At 68.5% G+C, this 13,735-nt stretch carries 13 protein-coding genes; 5 read left to right on the top strand and 8 right to left on the bottom strand.

From position 1 onward, the window contains the following. Positions 1-71: 71 nt before the first annotated feature. A complete protein-coding gene (locus ACFWPX_RS14765) occupies positions 72-536 on the bottom strand; it encodes an SRPBCC family protein (protein ID WP_378913211.1) in 465 nt (154 codons plus the stop codon). Positions 537-657: 121 nt separating this feature from the next. Here ACFWPX_RS14765 and ACFWPX_RS14760 point away from each other — a divergent pair, with 121 nt between their 5' ends. Continuing rightward, entirely contained in the window at positions 658-4,200 is a 3,543-nt protein-coding gene (locus ACFWPX_RS14760; RefSeq protein WP_378927840.1) for a BTAD domain-containing putative transcriptional regulator, read from the top strand. 54 nt (positions 4,201-4,254) lie between these two features. Here ACFWPX_RS14760 and ACFWPX_RS14755 read toward each other — a convergent pair whose 3' ends face one another. From ACFWPX_RS14755 to ACFWPX_RS14735, 5 genes are all read right to left on the bottom strand, one after another. Then, on the bottom strand, positions 4,255-5,079 hold the full coding sequence (locus ACFWPX_RS14755; protein ID WP_378913213.1) for an ABC transporter permease: 825 nt from the start codon (positions 5,077-5,079) through the stop codon (positions 4,255-4,257). Continuing rightward, positions 5,076-6,062 carry an ATP-binding cassette domain-containing protein gene (locus ACFWPX_RS14750; protein WP_378913214.1) on the bottom strand — a complete coding sequence of 329 codons (987 nt, stop codon included), beginning with the start codon at positions 6,060-6,062 and terminating at the stop codon, positions 5,076-5,078. Before ACFWPX_RS14750 ends, ACFWPX_RS14755 begins: the two co-directional genes overlap by 4 nt. A gap of 59 nt (positions 6,063-6,121) precedes the next feature. Beyond that, complete coding sequence (menE, locus tag ACFWPX_RS14745; protein WP_378913469.1) at positions 6,122-7,246, bottom strand: o-succinylbenzoate--CoA ligase; 1,125 nt, start codon at positions 7,244-7,246, stop codon at positions 6,122-6,124. Positions 7,247-7,520: 274 nt separating this feature from the next. Beyond that, on the bottom strand, positions 7,521-7,913 hold the full coding sequence (locus ACFWPX_RS14740; RefSeq protein ID WP_378927839.1) for a VOC family protein: 393 nt from the start codon (positions 7,911-7,913) through the stop codon (positions 7,521-7,523). A gap of 13 nt (positions 7,914-7,926) precedes the next feature. After that, positions 7,927-8,820: a 1,4-dihydroxy-2-naphthoyl-CoA synthase gene (locus tag ACFWPX_RS14735; protein ID WP_378913216.1), complete on the bottom strand. Its 894-nt coding sequence runs from the start codon at positions 8,818-8,820 to the stop codon at positions 7,927-7,929. Between the two features lie 141 nt (positions 8,821-8,961). Between ACFWPX_RS14735 and ACFWPX_RS14730 the strand changes: the two genes are divergently transcribed. The 3 genes from ACFWPX_RS14730 (at position 8,962) to menD (ending at position 11,977) form a co-directional block, all read left to right on the top strand. After that, positions 8,962-9,408: a DUF6918 family protein gene (locus ACFWPX_RS14730; protein WP_067449837.1), complete on the top strand. Its 447-nt coding sequence runs from the start codon at positions 8,962-8,964 to the stop codon at positions 9,406-9,408. Positions 9,409-9,773: 365 nt separating this feature from the next. After that, positions 9,774-10,034 carry a hypothetical protein gene (locus ACFWPX_RS14725; RefSeq protein WP_378913217.1) on the top strand — a complete coding sequence of 87 codons (261 nt, stop codon included), beginning with the start codon at positions 9,774-9,776 and terminating at the stop codon, positions 10,032-10,034. 269 nt (positions 10,035-10,303) lie between these two features. Beyond that, a complete protein-coding gene (menD, locus tag ACFWPX_RS14720) occupies positions 10,304-11,977 on the top strand; it encodes a 2-succinyl-5-enolpyruvyl-6-hydroxy-3-cyclohexene-1-carboxylic-acid synthase (protein WP_378927838.1) in 1,674 nt (557 codons plus the stop codon). Here the strand turns inward: menD and ACFWPX_RS14715 are convergent. Beyond that, positions 11,932-12,186 carry a hypothetical protein gene (locus ACFWPX_RS14715; protein WP_378913219.1) on the bottom strand — a complete coding sequence of 85 codons (255 nt, stop codon included), beginning with the start codon at positions 12,184-12,186 and terminating at the stop codon, positions 11,932-11,934. The genes menD and ACFWPX_RS14715 overlap by 46 nt on opposite strands. A 182-nt stretch (positions 12,187-12,368) precedes the next feature. Here ACFWPX_RS14715 and ACFWPX_RS14710 point away from each other — a divergent pair, with 182 nt between their 5' ends. Next, on the top strand, positions 12,369-12,974 hold the full coding sequence (locus ACFWPX_RS14710) for a TIGR03086 family metal-binding protein (protein WP_378927837.1): 606 nt from the start codon (positions 12,369-12,371) through the stop codon (positions 12,972-12,974). A gap of 59 nt (positions 12,975-13,033) precedes the next feature. Here ACFWPX_RS14710 and ACFWPX_RS14705 read toward each other — a convergent pair whose 3' ends face one another. Further along, positions 13,034-13,666, bottom strand: a complete 633-nt coding sequence (locus ACFWPX_RS14705) for a TetR/AcrR family transcriptional regulator (RefSeq protein ID WP_378927836.1) — start codon at positions 13,664-13,666, stop codon at positions 13,034-13,036. Positions 13,667-13,735: the final 69 nt, after the last annotated feature.

The following is a 13,735-nucleotide window of genomic DNA, read 5'->3' as shown; positions in this document are numbered from 1 at the left end:
CACCGGCGCTCCGCGCTCGTCAGTCCCTCGCGCACGGCCGGAGGGAGGCGGAGGTGCGCTTGGTCGCGGTGTCAGGCCGGGGTGGATTCGGCGATCGTCTTGAGCTTGGCCAGACCCTTGTCGAAGTCCTTGCCGATGAGGTTGTCGATCGGGAAAACCTTGCCGAGTACGCCCATCAGACCGGAGTGGGTGCCGGTCATCTGCCAGGTCACCTCGGTACCACCGACGACCGGCGTGAGCGTGAAGGTGACGAAATTGGTGGCTTTGAAAGGCTTCTCGAAGGTGAGCTCCACCCCGATCTCGCGTTCGGCGTCGGCTTTGATCTCCATCACGCCCGCACCGGCTTTGCGGTTGCCACGCCAGGCGTAGCGGGCGCCGACGCCGGATTCGGGGCCGGTGTAGGTACGCGCGAGCTGCGGGTCGGTATCTTCCCATGGCGACCACAGCCGCCACTGGTGGAAGTTGTCGATCAGTGCGTGGATTCGTGCCGGTTCGGCCGCGATGACAGTGTGCCGCGACACCTCGAAGTTGCCCATGTGCGTGAGCCTAAGCCGAGGTGGGGACATTTTCTCGGCACACGTCGACCGTGGTGTCGGAGTCGTGCGCGTGGCGCGAACCGAGATGCTGTCGCTGTGCTCGCCTACGATGACTTGCGGCATGTCTGTACAGCACCGCGGCCCCGAGGGGCCGCCATCCGAGGCCCTCGCCCGCGTTGTCGTGGGGGTGCTCGGCGTGATCGCGATCCGCCGCGACGACGCCATGATCGCGCTGCCCGGCGCCCGCGCCAGGCTGCTGCTCGCCGCTCTCGCGGTGCATCCGGGCCGGGCGCGCGGCGCCCAAGCGCTGATCGACGAGGTGTGGGGCGAACAACCACCCCGCGCGCCGATGAACGCGCTGCACACCCAGGTCTCGCGACTGCGGGCGATGCTGCCCGATGGCGCGCTGGAGATCGGCCCCGCGGGCTACCGGCTGACCTTGCCCGCCGACAGCGTCGACCTCACCGCCGTCACCACGCTGGCCCGCCGAGCCGACGAACTCCTTGCCGCGGGCAACACCGTCGACAGCCTCGCCGCGATCGCCCTTGCCCGCACCCTCTGGCGTGGCGAACCGGGTGCCGATCTCCCCGATTCGGCCCCCGCCGACGACCTGCGCGCGGCCGCCGACGACCTCCGCCGCCACCTCGATCACATCGAGCTCACCGCCCACACCACCCAGCGCGACTTCACCGCGGCCATCCCGCTGGCCCGCACAGCCGCCGCGACCGATCCCTTGGACGAATCCGCCCACACGACCCTGATCCGCCTCCTCGCCACCGCGGGCCGAACCAGCGAAGCCCTCGAAGTCTTCGCCACGTACCGCCTGCGCCTGATCGAAGAACTCGGCGCCGACCCGGGCCCCACGCTCCTGGCCCTCAACACCGCCATCCTTCGTGGCGACGAGCTTCCCGGAACCCGCGCGCGACAGCGCGATGCTGAGGCCGACCTGAGCGCCTCGACGCCCGGAAACCTCTACTCGGCTGTTGCCGCCCGGTCGCATTCCGTTGCCGAGGCGGATCCGGTCGACTCAGCGGCGAACTCGACCAGCGACGGTGGCTCTCGACGGACCGGCGCGTCACCCACCGTGGAGGTGGGCGGCCGGGAGCCGGCGAACACACTGCCCGCCGAAGCGTCGAACGGCAGCAGGCCTGACCGATCGACGGCAAACCACCGCACAGCAGTCGGCCTGCGTGCCGCACCCAATGAATTGCTCGGTCGCTCGACAGATCTCGATGCGATCGCCGATCTGGCGCATCGCTCCAGGGTCACCACCGTCCTCGGACCCGGCGGTACGGGCAAGACCCGGGTCGCCAACGCGGTGGGTGAACGGCTGGCTCGTTCGGTGCCGGTGGTGCTCGTCGAATTGGCCTCGGTGCAAGCCGAATCGGAGGCGGGTGCCGAATCGCGCACCGGCATCGAGGTTGCGATCGGGCAGGTGATGGGCCTGGGGGAGGTGATTCGTGAACCGGGTGCCATCCGACAGGGCATCCACATCGACGCGAGGACCCGGCTGCGTGAGGCGCTCGCGGCGCGGCCGATGGTGCTGATTCTGGACAATTGCGAGCACGTGATCGATGCCGCGGCCGAGGTGGTCGCCGATCTCGTCGGCAGTTGCGCCCAGCTGACCGTGCTCACCACCAGCCGCTCGCCGCTGGCGATCACCGCCGAATCCGTCTATCCCCTCGCCCCTCTGGCGATCGACGCGGCTGGTTCGCCTGCCACCGAGCTGTTCTCGGCTCGCGCCCGGGCGGTGCGCCCTGACGTGCGGCTCGACCCCGACACCGTGGCCCGGTTGTGCCGCACCCTCGACGGTCTCCCGCTGGCGATCGAGCTCGCCGCCGCCCGGGTTCGCACGATGAGCGTCGCCGAGATCGAGACCAGACTCGAGCATCGTTTCGCCCTGTTGCGCAGCGGTGATCGGTCCGCGCCGCACCGGCATCGCACACTGCACGCGGTGATCGCTTGGAGCTGGAACCTCCTCGACCCCGATCAGCAGGTGACCCTGCGCAGGCTGAGCCGTTTCGTGGCCGGGTTCACCCTGTCCGCGGCCGAGGTCGTCGCGGCGGGCCCGGATGTGGCCGCCGCGGTCGACGGGCTGGTCGGCCAGTCTCTGCTCACCGTCCTCGACGACCCGGACGGCGTTGGCATCCGCTATCGGATGCTCGAAACGGTCCGTGAGTTCGGGGTCGAGCAGATCGCCGCCGTCGACGCGGTGACCGACGGCGCCGAATCCGCGCTCGTGCTCGCCAGGATGTTCTGCTGGGCGCGGGAATTCGCGCTGGAGTCGTTTCGTGGTTACCGCGGCGGCGATCAGGTGACATCGGTGCTCGCGGTGACCGCCGACCTGGACAACCTGGTCGCCGTACTGCGTACCGCCGTCGATCGCGCCGACCCACACACCGCGTATTCGGTCTTTCCCGTGGTCGCGATGGTCTGGGTGATGCGCGGCGCGCACCTGGAATTCACCGGGTGGGCAATGCGATTGGTCGCCCTCGTGCCGCCGCCACCGTCGACGGGCGAGACCGCCGACCTGCAGATGATCGCGCATCTGCTGACCTGCTTGCACATGCTGTTCCTCAAGGACGGTGGCGTCCGCGCGACGGCGATCGTGCGCTCGCGCGCGCGGCGGTTGCAGACGCACCCTGATCTGGATCCGGGCCTGTCCTTCCTCGGTGCGGTGATCACCGTGCAGCCCAGGCAGTTCCGGTTGGGCAGGCTGTTCGCCCGGGGCGCGCGCTCACGTCATCGGCAAGTCCGCATCGCGGCGCTGGTAGCGCGCGCCAACTTCTGGGAGAACGGAGGCAACGTCGCGGGCTCGACCCACGACTCCTTACGCGCCCTCGACGACATGGACCAGGCGGAGGTGTGGGGCATGGCGACGGTGTGCCAGCACCTGGCCCAGCTGGCCGGCCAGTCCGCGCACTATGACGACGCCGTGGAGTACTACCGCCGTGCGCTGGAGCTGATGGGCAAGCTCCGCGTGCACGAGGAGATCATGGAGAGCCGCTGCTACCTGGCCGCCGCCTTGGTGGGCAGCGGCAGGCTCGAGCAGGCGCGCGCCGAACTCGACTTCGCTGTGCGCCCGGATGATTCCGGCGTCAGCCCGGTCGACGACCCTACTGTTCGCCGCAACCACCGGCTGGCGAACGCCGCCACCGCCCTCGCCGAGCTCGAACTCGCCGAGGGCGATATCGACGCCGGACTCCGCCATTACCGGCGTGGGTTGGAGCTGCTCGGGTGGCCCGATTTCGAACCGACGCCCGGTCCCGGTTCGCTGATGGTGGCGGCGGCCACCGTGAGCGCCCATGTGCTGCACGGCCGGGCATCCGTTGTCACCGGCCTGGTCACCGAGGTGATCGAGACCGCCGATCAACGGCTGGCGCAGTACATAGACCTGCCGCAGATCGGCGCGGTCGCGTGCGCACTCGGGTCCTACCTGCTCGCCACAGAGAACCGGCATACCGACGGTCTCGAACTGCTCACTCTGGCAAAGACATCGATGGCAAGGCAGGACGGGCCGTCGACGGAACTGGTCGCGCACCTCGCCCTGCATCGGAGCGTGGTGGGCGATGCCGTGATGGATGCCGCCCTGCATCGCGCGGCGGGTACGCGTCGTCTCGATGCCGCGATGCGGATCATCGAGATCATCGCCGGACTGCACTGACACGACAACGGCACCCGACCCGGTGGATCGGATGCCGTTGCGGGAGATCGATGGTCAGGCGCGGCGCATATAGGCCCGCACCGCCAGCGGCGCGAACACCGCGATCACCACGAGCGACCCGACCAGCGACCAGATGAGATCACTGCCATAACTGTTGGCGTTCATCAGTTCCCGGCAGGTGTTGACCATGTAGTACACCGGGTTGGCGTGGTTGAGTGCCTGCATCCAGCCCGGCATGGTGCTCACCGGGGCGAAGGCGCCGGACATGAACGTCAGCGGGAACATCACCATCATCGAGATGCCCTGCACGGACGCGGCGCTCTTACCGGTGACACCGACCAGCGCCCAGATCCAGCTGACCGCGAACGAGCACACCACGACCACCAGGCAGGCCGCGACCACGCCGACCAGACCGCCGCCCGGCCGGTAGCCCAGGCACAGTCCGACCAGCACGGTCAGTGTCGAGGCGATGGCGTAGCGCACCATGTCGGCCAGCAACGCGCCTGCCAGCGCCGAAACCCGGGCGATGGGCAGGGATTTGAAGCGGTCGAACACCCCTTTGTCCATGTCCTCGCGCAACTGCGTACCGGTGACCACAGAGGTCAGCACCACGGTTTGCACCAGGATGCCCGGGATGAGCACCGGCAGATAGCCGGACACGCTGCCCGAGATCGCCCCGCCGAAGATGTAGGTGAACAGGGCGGTGAACAGGATCGGCTGCACCGTCACGTCGAAGAGCTGTTCGGGATTGTGTTTGATCTTGAGCAGGCCGCGATAGGCCATGGTGAACGAGGTGGAAATCGTGTCGCGCAGACCGATCCGGTCGCTGGCCTGGGGGATGTCGTCGATGGTCGCGGGAGCGGTGAGTACTGCGGTCATGCCGCGCTCCGTTCGGTGTCGTCGGATTCGTCGGCCGGGTGGCCGGTGATGGTGAGGAAGACTTCGTCCAGCGTCGGCTTGCTGACGGTGATCTCGGAGACCCCGATCTCCCAGTCGCGCAACCGGATCAGCAGGTCGGCGGTGAGATTCGGGTCGGGCAGCGGCGCGGTGAGCCTGCCCGCTTCCGGGCTGATCTGCGCGCTCACGTCGAGGAAGTCGCCCACGATGCGGCGGGCCTCGTCGAGCTGCTCGGGATCGACCAGCGTGAGGTGGACCGATGCGCCGCCGATGGAGGCTTTGAGCTGGTCGGCGGTGCCGTCGGCGATCACCTTGCCCCGGTCGATCACCGCGATCCGGTCGGCCAGCTGGTCGGCCTCGTCGAGGTACTGGGTGGTGAGCAGCACCGTCGCGCCCTCGCGGACCAGCCTGCGGATGGTTTCCCACATCTGCGCACGGGTGCGCGGATCCAGGCCGGTGGTCGGTTCGTCGAGGAACAGCAGAGGCGGGGTGGAGATGAGGCTGGCGGCGAGGTCGAGGCGCCTGCGCATGCCGCCGGAGAAGTTCTTCAGCGGCTTGTTCGCCGCCTCGGTGAGGTCGAACTCCTCGAGCAGTTCGACGGCCTTGCGGCGGGCGTCGGGGCGGCTCAGACCGAGCAGCCGGGCGAAGATGATCAGGTTCTCGGTGGCGCTGAGCATCTCGTCGACCGAGGCGTACTGGCCCGTGACACCGATCAGCGAGCGCACCGCGTTCGGTTCGGCCACCACGTCGCGGCCGAAGATCCGGGCGCTACCGCCGTCGGGGCGGAGCAGGGTGGCCAGCATCTTGATGGTCGTGGTCTTGCCCGCGCCGTTCGGTCCGAGCACGCCGTACACAGCGCCGCGCGGCACCGCCAGGCTCACGCCGTCGACCGCCCGCTGTTTCCCGAACACCTTGACCAGCCCGTCCGCCTCGACGGCGAGGGATGAAGTGGGTGTGTAAGTCATGAGCACTACCGTGCCCACCCCCACTTGCACGCCCCTTGCACGGCACTGTCGTCGCGCGGTTACTCGGCCAGCAGGAGCTTGCGCAGGGCGGTGCGGTCGGGCTTGCCGGGGCCGCGGAGCGGGATTTCGGACAGGACGGCCAGCTCACGCGGTGCGGCGATCGAGTCGAGTTCAGCCACCACGTGGGCACGCAGTTCGTCCAGCGTCGGCGCGGCACCCGGTGTCGGCACGATCGCGACCGCGACCCGCTGACCCAGCCGCTCGTCGGGCAGACCGAGCACGATGCATTCGCGGATACCGGGATGGTTGGCCAGCACGGCCTCCACCACCTGCGGAATCACCAGCAGCCCACCGGTCATGATCGCCTCGTCGAGGCGCCCCGAAATCGAGAGCACACCGTCTTCGAAGGAGCCGGCGTCCTCGGTCCGGAACCAGCCGGGCTCGGCGAAGGCCGGATGGTCGGGCAGATTGCGGTAGCCGTGCGCGATCATCGCGCCGCCGAGGATGACGCGACCGTCCTCGATCCGCACCTCGGTGCCGTCGAGCGGCACGCCCTCGTAGACGCACCCACCGCAGGTCTCGCTCATCCCATATGTCCGCACCACGGTGATACCGAGGTCGCGGGCCCGGTCGAGGACGGGCGCGGGCGTGGCCGCACCGCCGACCAGGACACCGTCGAGCCCGGCCAGCGCCTTGGCCGCCACCGGCGAATCCAGCGACTTGATCAGCTGCGTCGGCACCAGCGCGGTGTAGCGACGCGGTCCACGCATCGCCCCGACCGCCCCGGCCAGCGCCTCTGGCAGGAACCCGCCCGACACGTCGAGCACGGTCGGCTCGGTGCCCGCGAGGATGCTGCGCAGCAACACCTGGATACCGGCGATGTGATGAGTCGGCAGAGCCAGCAGCCAGCTACCCGGTCCGCCGAGGCGGTCGTGGGTGGCATTGCCGCTGGCACGCAGAGCCTCGGCGCCCAGCAGCGCGCCCTTGGGGATGCCGGTGGTGCCCGAGGTCGTCACGACCAGCGCGACATCGTCATCGATCGGATCGCCAGGCTTGAGCGCGTCGGAAAGCCTGCGCGCCTCCCGCCGGTCGGTGGTCGGGATCGGTAGCCACGCCGGTCCGCTGCCGTCGAGGGCTTGGCGCAGGTGGGGCATCACTTCGCTGACCCCGGCACCGGTCGGCATCTGCAGCGTCCGCAAGGTTCTGCTCACCCCACCACCTCCGGAAACAGCTTGCCGCGCGCCCTCACGGCTTCGATCGTGTCATGCGACCGACAAGACCCGGCCAACGGGTCGGTTTGCCGGGAAACGGGTCGGGAAAGCCAGACATAGCGACTGCGATTCAGTAGGTGGACACTCGTACTGCGTTCCGGACGGCGTCGGTCGGGCGCTTGCTCGCAGCTATCGTGCGCGGCCGAGCCGCCATCGGCAACTCGGCTCGGCCGCGGGCACTGCTCGCTCACTCCGGCGACCAGCGCGAATCCCGCCGGATCGGATGTTCGGCGGGAACCTGAACCAGCACGATCGCGACCCCGTCCGGATCTCGCACCCACATCTCCCACAGACCCCACGGTTCGAGCACGGGCGGGCGCTCGATCGCAATTCCCTTCAGCGACAACTCCGCCGCCGCGTCCTCGACATCGCGCACCTGCAACCAGATCGCGCCGTCGAAGCTGCCGGAGTGTCCGCTGCCACCGTGCGCGGCGACTTCGATCAGCGACTGCCCGGCGAAGAACACCGTGCCGCCGGGGTACTCCCGCGCGATCGCCAAGCCGAGGCCGTCGCGGTAGAACGCCAGCGTGCGCCCGTAGTCGCTGGGACGCACGATGATCCGGCTGTTGAGAATCTCCATGGGGTGTCCGTTCTCAGAAGTACCAGGGGTAGGGCGTCCAATCGGGCTTGCGCTTCTCCAGGAACGAGTCTCGGCCCTCGACCGCTTCGTCGGTCATGTACGCCAGGCGGGTCGCCTCGCCCGCGAACAGCTGCTGACCGACCAGACCATCGTCGAGCAGGTTGAACGCGTACTTCAGCATGCGCTGCGCCTGCGGCGATTTGCCGTTGATGTCGGCGGTCCACTCGAGCGCGACGTTTTCCAGCTCGTCATGGTCGACGACCTTGTTCACCGCACCCATCTGGTGCATCTCCTCGGCCGTGTACGGCCTGCCGAGGAAGAAGATCTCGCGGGCGAACTTCTGGCCGACCATCTTCGCCAGATACGCGCTGCCGTAACCGCCGTCGAACGAGCCGACGTCGGCATCGGTCTGCTTGAACCGCGCGTGCTCGCGCGAGGCGAGCGTCAGATCGCAGACCACGTGCAGGCTGTGCCCGCCACCCGCCGCCCAGCCGTTGACCAGCGCGATCACCACCTTGGGCATGAAACGGATCAGCCGCTGCACCTCGAGGATGTGCAGTCGGCCCGCGCGCGCCGCGTCGACGGTGTCGGCGGTCTCGCCGTCGGCGTACTGGTAGCCGTTGCGGCCGCGAATGCGCTGGTCACCGCCGGAACAGAACGCCCAGCCACCGTCCTTCTCGCTCGGACCGTTGCCGGTGAGCAGCACCGCGCCCACATCGGGGCTCATCCGCGCGTGATCGAGCGCGCGGTACAGCTCGTCGACGGTGTGTGGGCGGAACGCGTTGCGCACTTCGGGCCGGTCGAACGCGACCCGCACCGTGCCCTGCCCGATATGTCGGTGGTAGGTGATGTCGGTCAGGTCCTCGAACCCGGGGACGGGCTGCCACAGCTTCGGATCGAAAGTCACGAACACGATTATTGCCCTACTGTCCGGCAGCTCGGTACAAGGTCGTAACACCGCAGCTCGAGCGGTCGCCGCATACTCTGAACACCCGATGCGTATAGTTGCGCCTGCTCGTACATCGAACCGATCCGGAGGAACCTGAAAGTGGTTGCAGCACTGTCTGAATCCCTGCTCGACGACGCCAAGCGTCCGGCTTTCCTTGCTGACGCCGTCGAGGTGCTCGACGCCGAGGTCTCGGACAAAGGTGGTGCGTCCGGCCTCGCCGTGAAGGGTGGCTACGCGGCGGTCAAGAAGATCAGCCCGACCATCGTTCCCGACGGCCTCGCGTCGCTGGCGCCGAAACTGCTCGATCAGCTCCAGCCGTACTGGGCCGAATTCACCGCCTCCGGCACCGGCACCTTCGCCGATCTGCTGGCCGCGAAGTCCGATCAGGTCGCCGAGTCGCTGCTGGCCGTCACCGACGCCCGCGCCGAATCGTCCACCCGGCCGGCACTGAAGAAGGTGTATTCGTCGATGCGTGGCTCTGCCAAGAAGCACGTCATCGAGGCACTGCCGCGCGTGGGCGATCTGGTGCAGAAGCACGCGGGCTGAGCGGTACGGCGGGGTAGCCCTCGCCGCGATCGTTTGATCCAGGCCGGTGCGAGTTCGGGCAACCGAACCGCACCGGCCTTTTCGCGTTCGCAGGTGACCACCCTCACGTAACGGGGGTAGGCGGTGGCGGCGGACACATCGATTCCCGGTCGGCGGTAAATTCCACGACGGGCTGTGTGAGAAACATTACCGCCAGGGTGAACTCCAGGATAATTGCGGGTTGCCACGAATTCGACAAGAGCGCGCGAGTCATCTGCGCGATTGACAACCACCCGGCCCCATCGGTTACGTTGCCAATCAAGCGATTCGGAATACGAATTGTTTTGAATGACCGCAATGCACAGGTCGAAAGGAAGTTTGCTCACATGATCTCTCGCAAGACCCTCGCCGCCACCGGTGCTGCCGCTGCCGCCGCTGTCATGTTCCTCGGTCCCGTCGCCGTCGCGGGCGCCGACACCGGCTCCGCCGACGCCGCCACCGGCTCGGCTGACGTGCTGACCGGCTCGTCCGCGGGTTCGGGTGTGCTCGAGTCGGGCAGCGCCGCGGTCGACAGCGCGACGTCCGCCGTCCTCAACATCATCGAGTCCATCACGGGCATCCAGGATCTCACCGCGCCCGCGGAGTGAGCTGAATATTCGTTCGACCAGCCTTTTGCCGGGTTGGCGGAAATTCCGGCGGCGGGCAAGTAGCTCGTCGCCGGATTTCTCTCTTTTGTTGTTCTCTTTGCGATTTCATGAATATCGGCCGCCCTCGTCTATGAATTGCTGTTCATCTCGCCCTTGGCCCCGCGGTAATTGGTCGTATGGCCGAATTCCGGTGCGCCGCGCGCACTCGGTGACGTAGGCAACGCGGGCCGGGGGCAGACGGGTGCGCGCCGGTCTGACAGGCTGTGATTGTGAATCCGTCTACTGCGCAGGCACGAGTGGTCGTCGACGAGCTCGTCCGCGGCGGCGTCCGCGAGGTGGTGCTGTGTCCCGGATCGCGCAACGCGCCATTGGCCTTCGCGCTGCAGGCGGCGGACGCGGCCGGGGAGCTTCGGCTGCATATGCGCGTCGACGAGCGCACCGCGGGATTTCTCGCGATCGGTCTCGCGGTGTCGTCGGGACGGCCGGTCCCGGTCGTGATGACCTCCGGCACCGCGGTGGCGAACCTGGGTCCGGCGGTGCTGGAGGCCAACTACGCGCGGGTGCCGCTGATCGTCGTCAGCGCGAACCGCCCCTACGAGATGCTCGGCACCGGCGCCAATCAGACGGTGGAACAGCTCGGGCTGTTCGGCTCTCAGGTGCGCGCCACGATCAGCCTCGGGCTGGCCGAAGCCGAGGCGGGGGAGTCGGCCTATCCGCGGCAGAACAGTGTGTGGCGCTCGTCGGTATGCCGGGTGCTCGCCGCCGCGCGCGGAACCCGCTCCGGCAACGCGGGTCCCGTGCAGTTCGACATCCCGCTGCGTGAACCGCTGGTCCCCGAGCTTTCCGACGATCCGCTGCCCGTCGGTCGCGAGGGTGAACGACCGTGGACGGCAACCCAGTACGCCACTCTCGACGTGCCGCTCGACATCGACCTGACGCCCGACACCGTCGTCATCTCCGGCCACGGCGCGCGGCTGCTGCCCGAACTCGCCGCGCTGCCGACGGTGGCCGAACCCACCGCGCCGATGCACGGACCCGCCCTGCATCCGCTCGCGTTGTCGCTGCTGAAGCCGACCCAGGCGATCATCACCGGCCGCCCGACCCTGCACCGGCAGGTCTCGCGGGTGCTGGCCGATCCGGACGTCACCGTGTTCGCGCTCACCACCGGTCCGCGCTGGCCCGATGTCTCCGGCAATGTCGTCGGCACCGGTACTCGCGCGGTGACCACCGGCGCACCCGGTCCCGCCTGGCTGGCGCGCTGCTCGGAACTGAACCAGCAGGCCGAATCGGTGGTGCGGGCCGAGCTGGCCGGGCATCCGAAGGCGACCGGTCTGCACGTGGCGGCCGTGGTCATGGACGCGTTGCGAGACGGCGATCAATTGCTGCTCGGCGCGTCGAACCCGGTGCGCGACGCCGCTCTGGTCTCGCATCCGCGCCCGGGCATCCGGGTGCTGTCCAACCGTGGTGTCGCCGGTATCGACGGCACCGTCTCCGGTGCCGTTGGCGCCGCCCTGGCACATCCGGGCCGCACCGTGGCGCTGATGGGTGACCTCACCTTTCTGCACGATGCGTCCGGCCTGCTGATCGGGCGCGGCGAACCACGGCCGGACAACCTCACGATCGTCGTCGCCAACGACGACGGCGGTGGCATCTTCGAACTGCTCGAGCAGGGCGATCCGCAGTACGCGGGCGTATTCGAGCGGGTATTCGGCACACCGCACGGCATGGATCTGGCCGCACTGTGCGCCGCCTACCGCATCCCCCACCGGCAGGTCGATCCCGACGAATTGGCTCTGGAACTGGTCGCCGACGCGCACGGACTGCGGGTGCTGGAGGTCGCGACCGAGCGTTCCAGCCTGCGTGAACTGCACGCGGGCCTGCGGGCGAAGATCGCCGGTCAGGCGTCCTCCGCGCCGGTGAACCCCTCGCCGCCCTCGTCGTAGGGAACGGGGATGGCCTGTTCGATCACGTCCGCCGGATTCGCGGTTTCGGCGTCTCGGGCGATCTGTGCGGCCATCTCGTCGGTGTAGTCGGCGGCGTCGAAGTAGGCCGGATCGTCGGGGTCGTCATCGCGGAAGGCGGACTGTTCCTGCTCGACACGATCGGCCTCGGGGACTTCGTCCAGTGGGCGAGCGGGTTCGTGGTCGATCATCGGTGCTCCTCGTTCGTCGGCCTGCTCGATCCGTCGAGCCTCGGACGTGATGTGGACGCTGATCGGGTCCTGCGCTGTCCAGCGTGCGCCGATCCGGTGCGCACGGCAACCCGCACCGATGACTTTCCGGCGATGGTGCCGTCTTCATGAGTGCAGCCACCTGCCACCGATGAGGAGTGCTCATGCAACCGCAGTTCGATTTCGAACCCGCCGCCCGGTCGCTTGCCGCGGTCGTCGACGGCATCACCGACGATCAGCTCGCCGACCCGACGCCGTGTGCCGAGTCCACGGTGCGCGATCTGCTCGCCCATGTGGTCGGGCTCACCGAGGCTTTCCGGCAGGCCGCGACCAAGGAATCGGTCGGTCGGTCCGCGCCGCCACCGGCCGGTTCCGACAGCCCGCTGCCCGATGACTGGCGCACCCGCATCGCCGCGCAGCTCGAGACATTGACGTCGGTGTGGCGAGTGGCCGAGGCATGGGACGGTGATACCGAGGCCGGTGGAGTCGAGTTGCCTGCCGCCGTCATGGCGATCGTCGCGCTCGACGAGATCACTATTCACGCGTGGGACCTCGCCGTCGCGACGGGACAGCAGCTGACCGTGACCCCCGCTGACCTGGCGATCCTGCACGAGTTCCTGCGCGAAACCGACCCCGCGGGTACACCCGGCTTGTTCGGCCCGGTCGTCGAGATCCCCGCCGACGCACCGGCATTCCACCGATTGCTCGGCCTCACCGGTCGCGACCCCGCCTGGCGCTCCGCGACGGTCGCGTCGAATCCTCGGGCTTGACGCGAACTTCCGATACCGGCGCTGAGTCGATTTAGACCCCGGGCGAATTCGTCAGGTGGTCACGCGCTGCCGTCGCCGGGCGTGATGACGAATGTTCCCGCGGCGGTGGCGATGGTGGCGGCTCGTGCCGAGCGGTCGGCGATGTCGTCGTCGATCGGATCGCCGCTGGCCAGTAATCGGTAGTAGAGCGGTGCGGAGACGGCGGAGAGCACGGCGCGCGGGTCGGTGCCGACGGGTGCCTCGCCACGGATGACGGCCTGTTCCACGCACGGTGCCCACTCGTTGAGGCGGGTGTCGTAGAAGGTGTGCAGCGCGGCGGCGGTGGCATCGTCGCAGGTGGCGGCGGCGATGACGGCGCGGAAGAGGTTGCTCTGGCGGCCGTCGGCCAGGGTCTTCGCGACCAGCCGGGCATTGGCTGTCAGGTCGTCGAGCAGTGAGCCGGTGTCGGCGCGGGGCAGCGACTGTTCGGCCATGTCGACGAGCAGGTCGGCGACCAAGCCCGCCGGGGTGCGCCAGCGGCGATAGACGGTGGTTTTGCCGACCCCGGCACCGGTGGCGACCTCGGTCAGGTCGAGCTGCGCGAATCCCCGGTCCGCCAGCAGATCACCGGCCACTTCCAGGACGGACTCGCGTACCCGGGCGGTGCGCCCACCAGGGCGAACAGAGCCCGGCCAAGCGATGTCGTGATCCATAACGGAACTCCTGTTTCATTTAGTGCGAATCGGGTGTACTGTCGGTCGTGTTAACGAAACAATAGACCC

Source organism: Nocardia sp. NPDC058518 (genome assembly GCF_042719655.1).
Lineage (GTDB): Bacteria > Actinomycetota > Actinomycetes > Mycobacteriales > Mycobacteriaceae > Nocardia.
The sequence above is the reverse complement of the archived record's forward strand: the minus strand, read 5'-3'. Positions and strand labels throughout refer to the sequence as shown.

Excerpts from the sequence above, each read along its gene's own strand:
- ACFWPX_RS14765 (WP_378913211.1), bottom strand. The coding sequence starts at position 536 with ATGGGCAACTTCGAGGTGTCGCGGCACACTGTCATCGCGGCCGAACCG.
- ACFWPX_RS14760 (WP_378927840.1), top strand. The coding sequence starts at position 658 with ATGTCTGTACAGCACCGCGGCCCCGAGGGGCCGCCATCCGAGGCCCTC.
- ACFWPX_RS14755 (WP_378913213.1), bottom strand. The coding sequence starts at position 5,079 with ATGACCGCAGTACTCACCGCTCCCGCGACCATCGACGACATCCCCCAG.
- ACFWPX_RS14750 (WP_378913214.1), bottom strand. The coding sequence starts at position 6,062 with ATGACTTACACACCCACTTCATCCCTCGCCGTCGAGGCGGACGGGCTG.
- menE (WP_378913469.1), bottom strand. The coding sequence starts at position 7,246 with ATGCCGACCGGTGCCGGGGTCAGCGAAGTGATGCCCCACCTGCGCCAA.
- ACFWPX_RS14740 (WP_378927839.1), bottom strand. The coding sequence starts at position 7,913 with ATGGAGATTCTCAACAGCCGGATCATCGTGCGTCCCAGCGACTACGGG.
- ACFWPX_RS14725 (WP_378913217.1), top strand. The coding sequence starts at position 9,774 with ATGATCTCTCGCAAGACCCTCGCCGCCACCGGTGCTGCCGCTGCCGCC.
- ACFWPX_RS14715 (WP_378913219.1), bottom strand. The coding sequence starts at position 12,186 with ATGATCGACCACGAACCCGCTCGCCCACTGGACGAAGTCCCCGAGGCC.
- ACFWPX_RS14710 (WP_378927837.1), top strand. The coding sequence starts at position 12,369 with ATGCAACCGCAGTTCGATTTCGAACCCGCCGCCCGGTCGCTTGCCGCG.
- ACFWPX_RS14705 (WP_378927836.1), bottom strand. The coding sequence starts at position 13,666 with ATGGATCACGACATCGCTTGGCCGGGCTCTGTTCGCCCTGGTGGGCGC.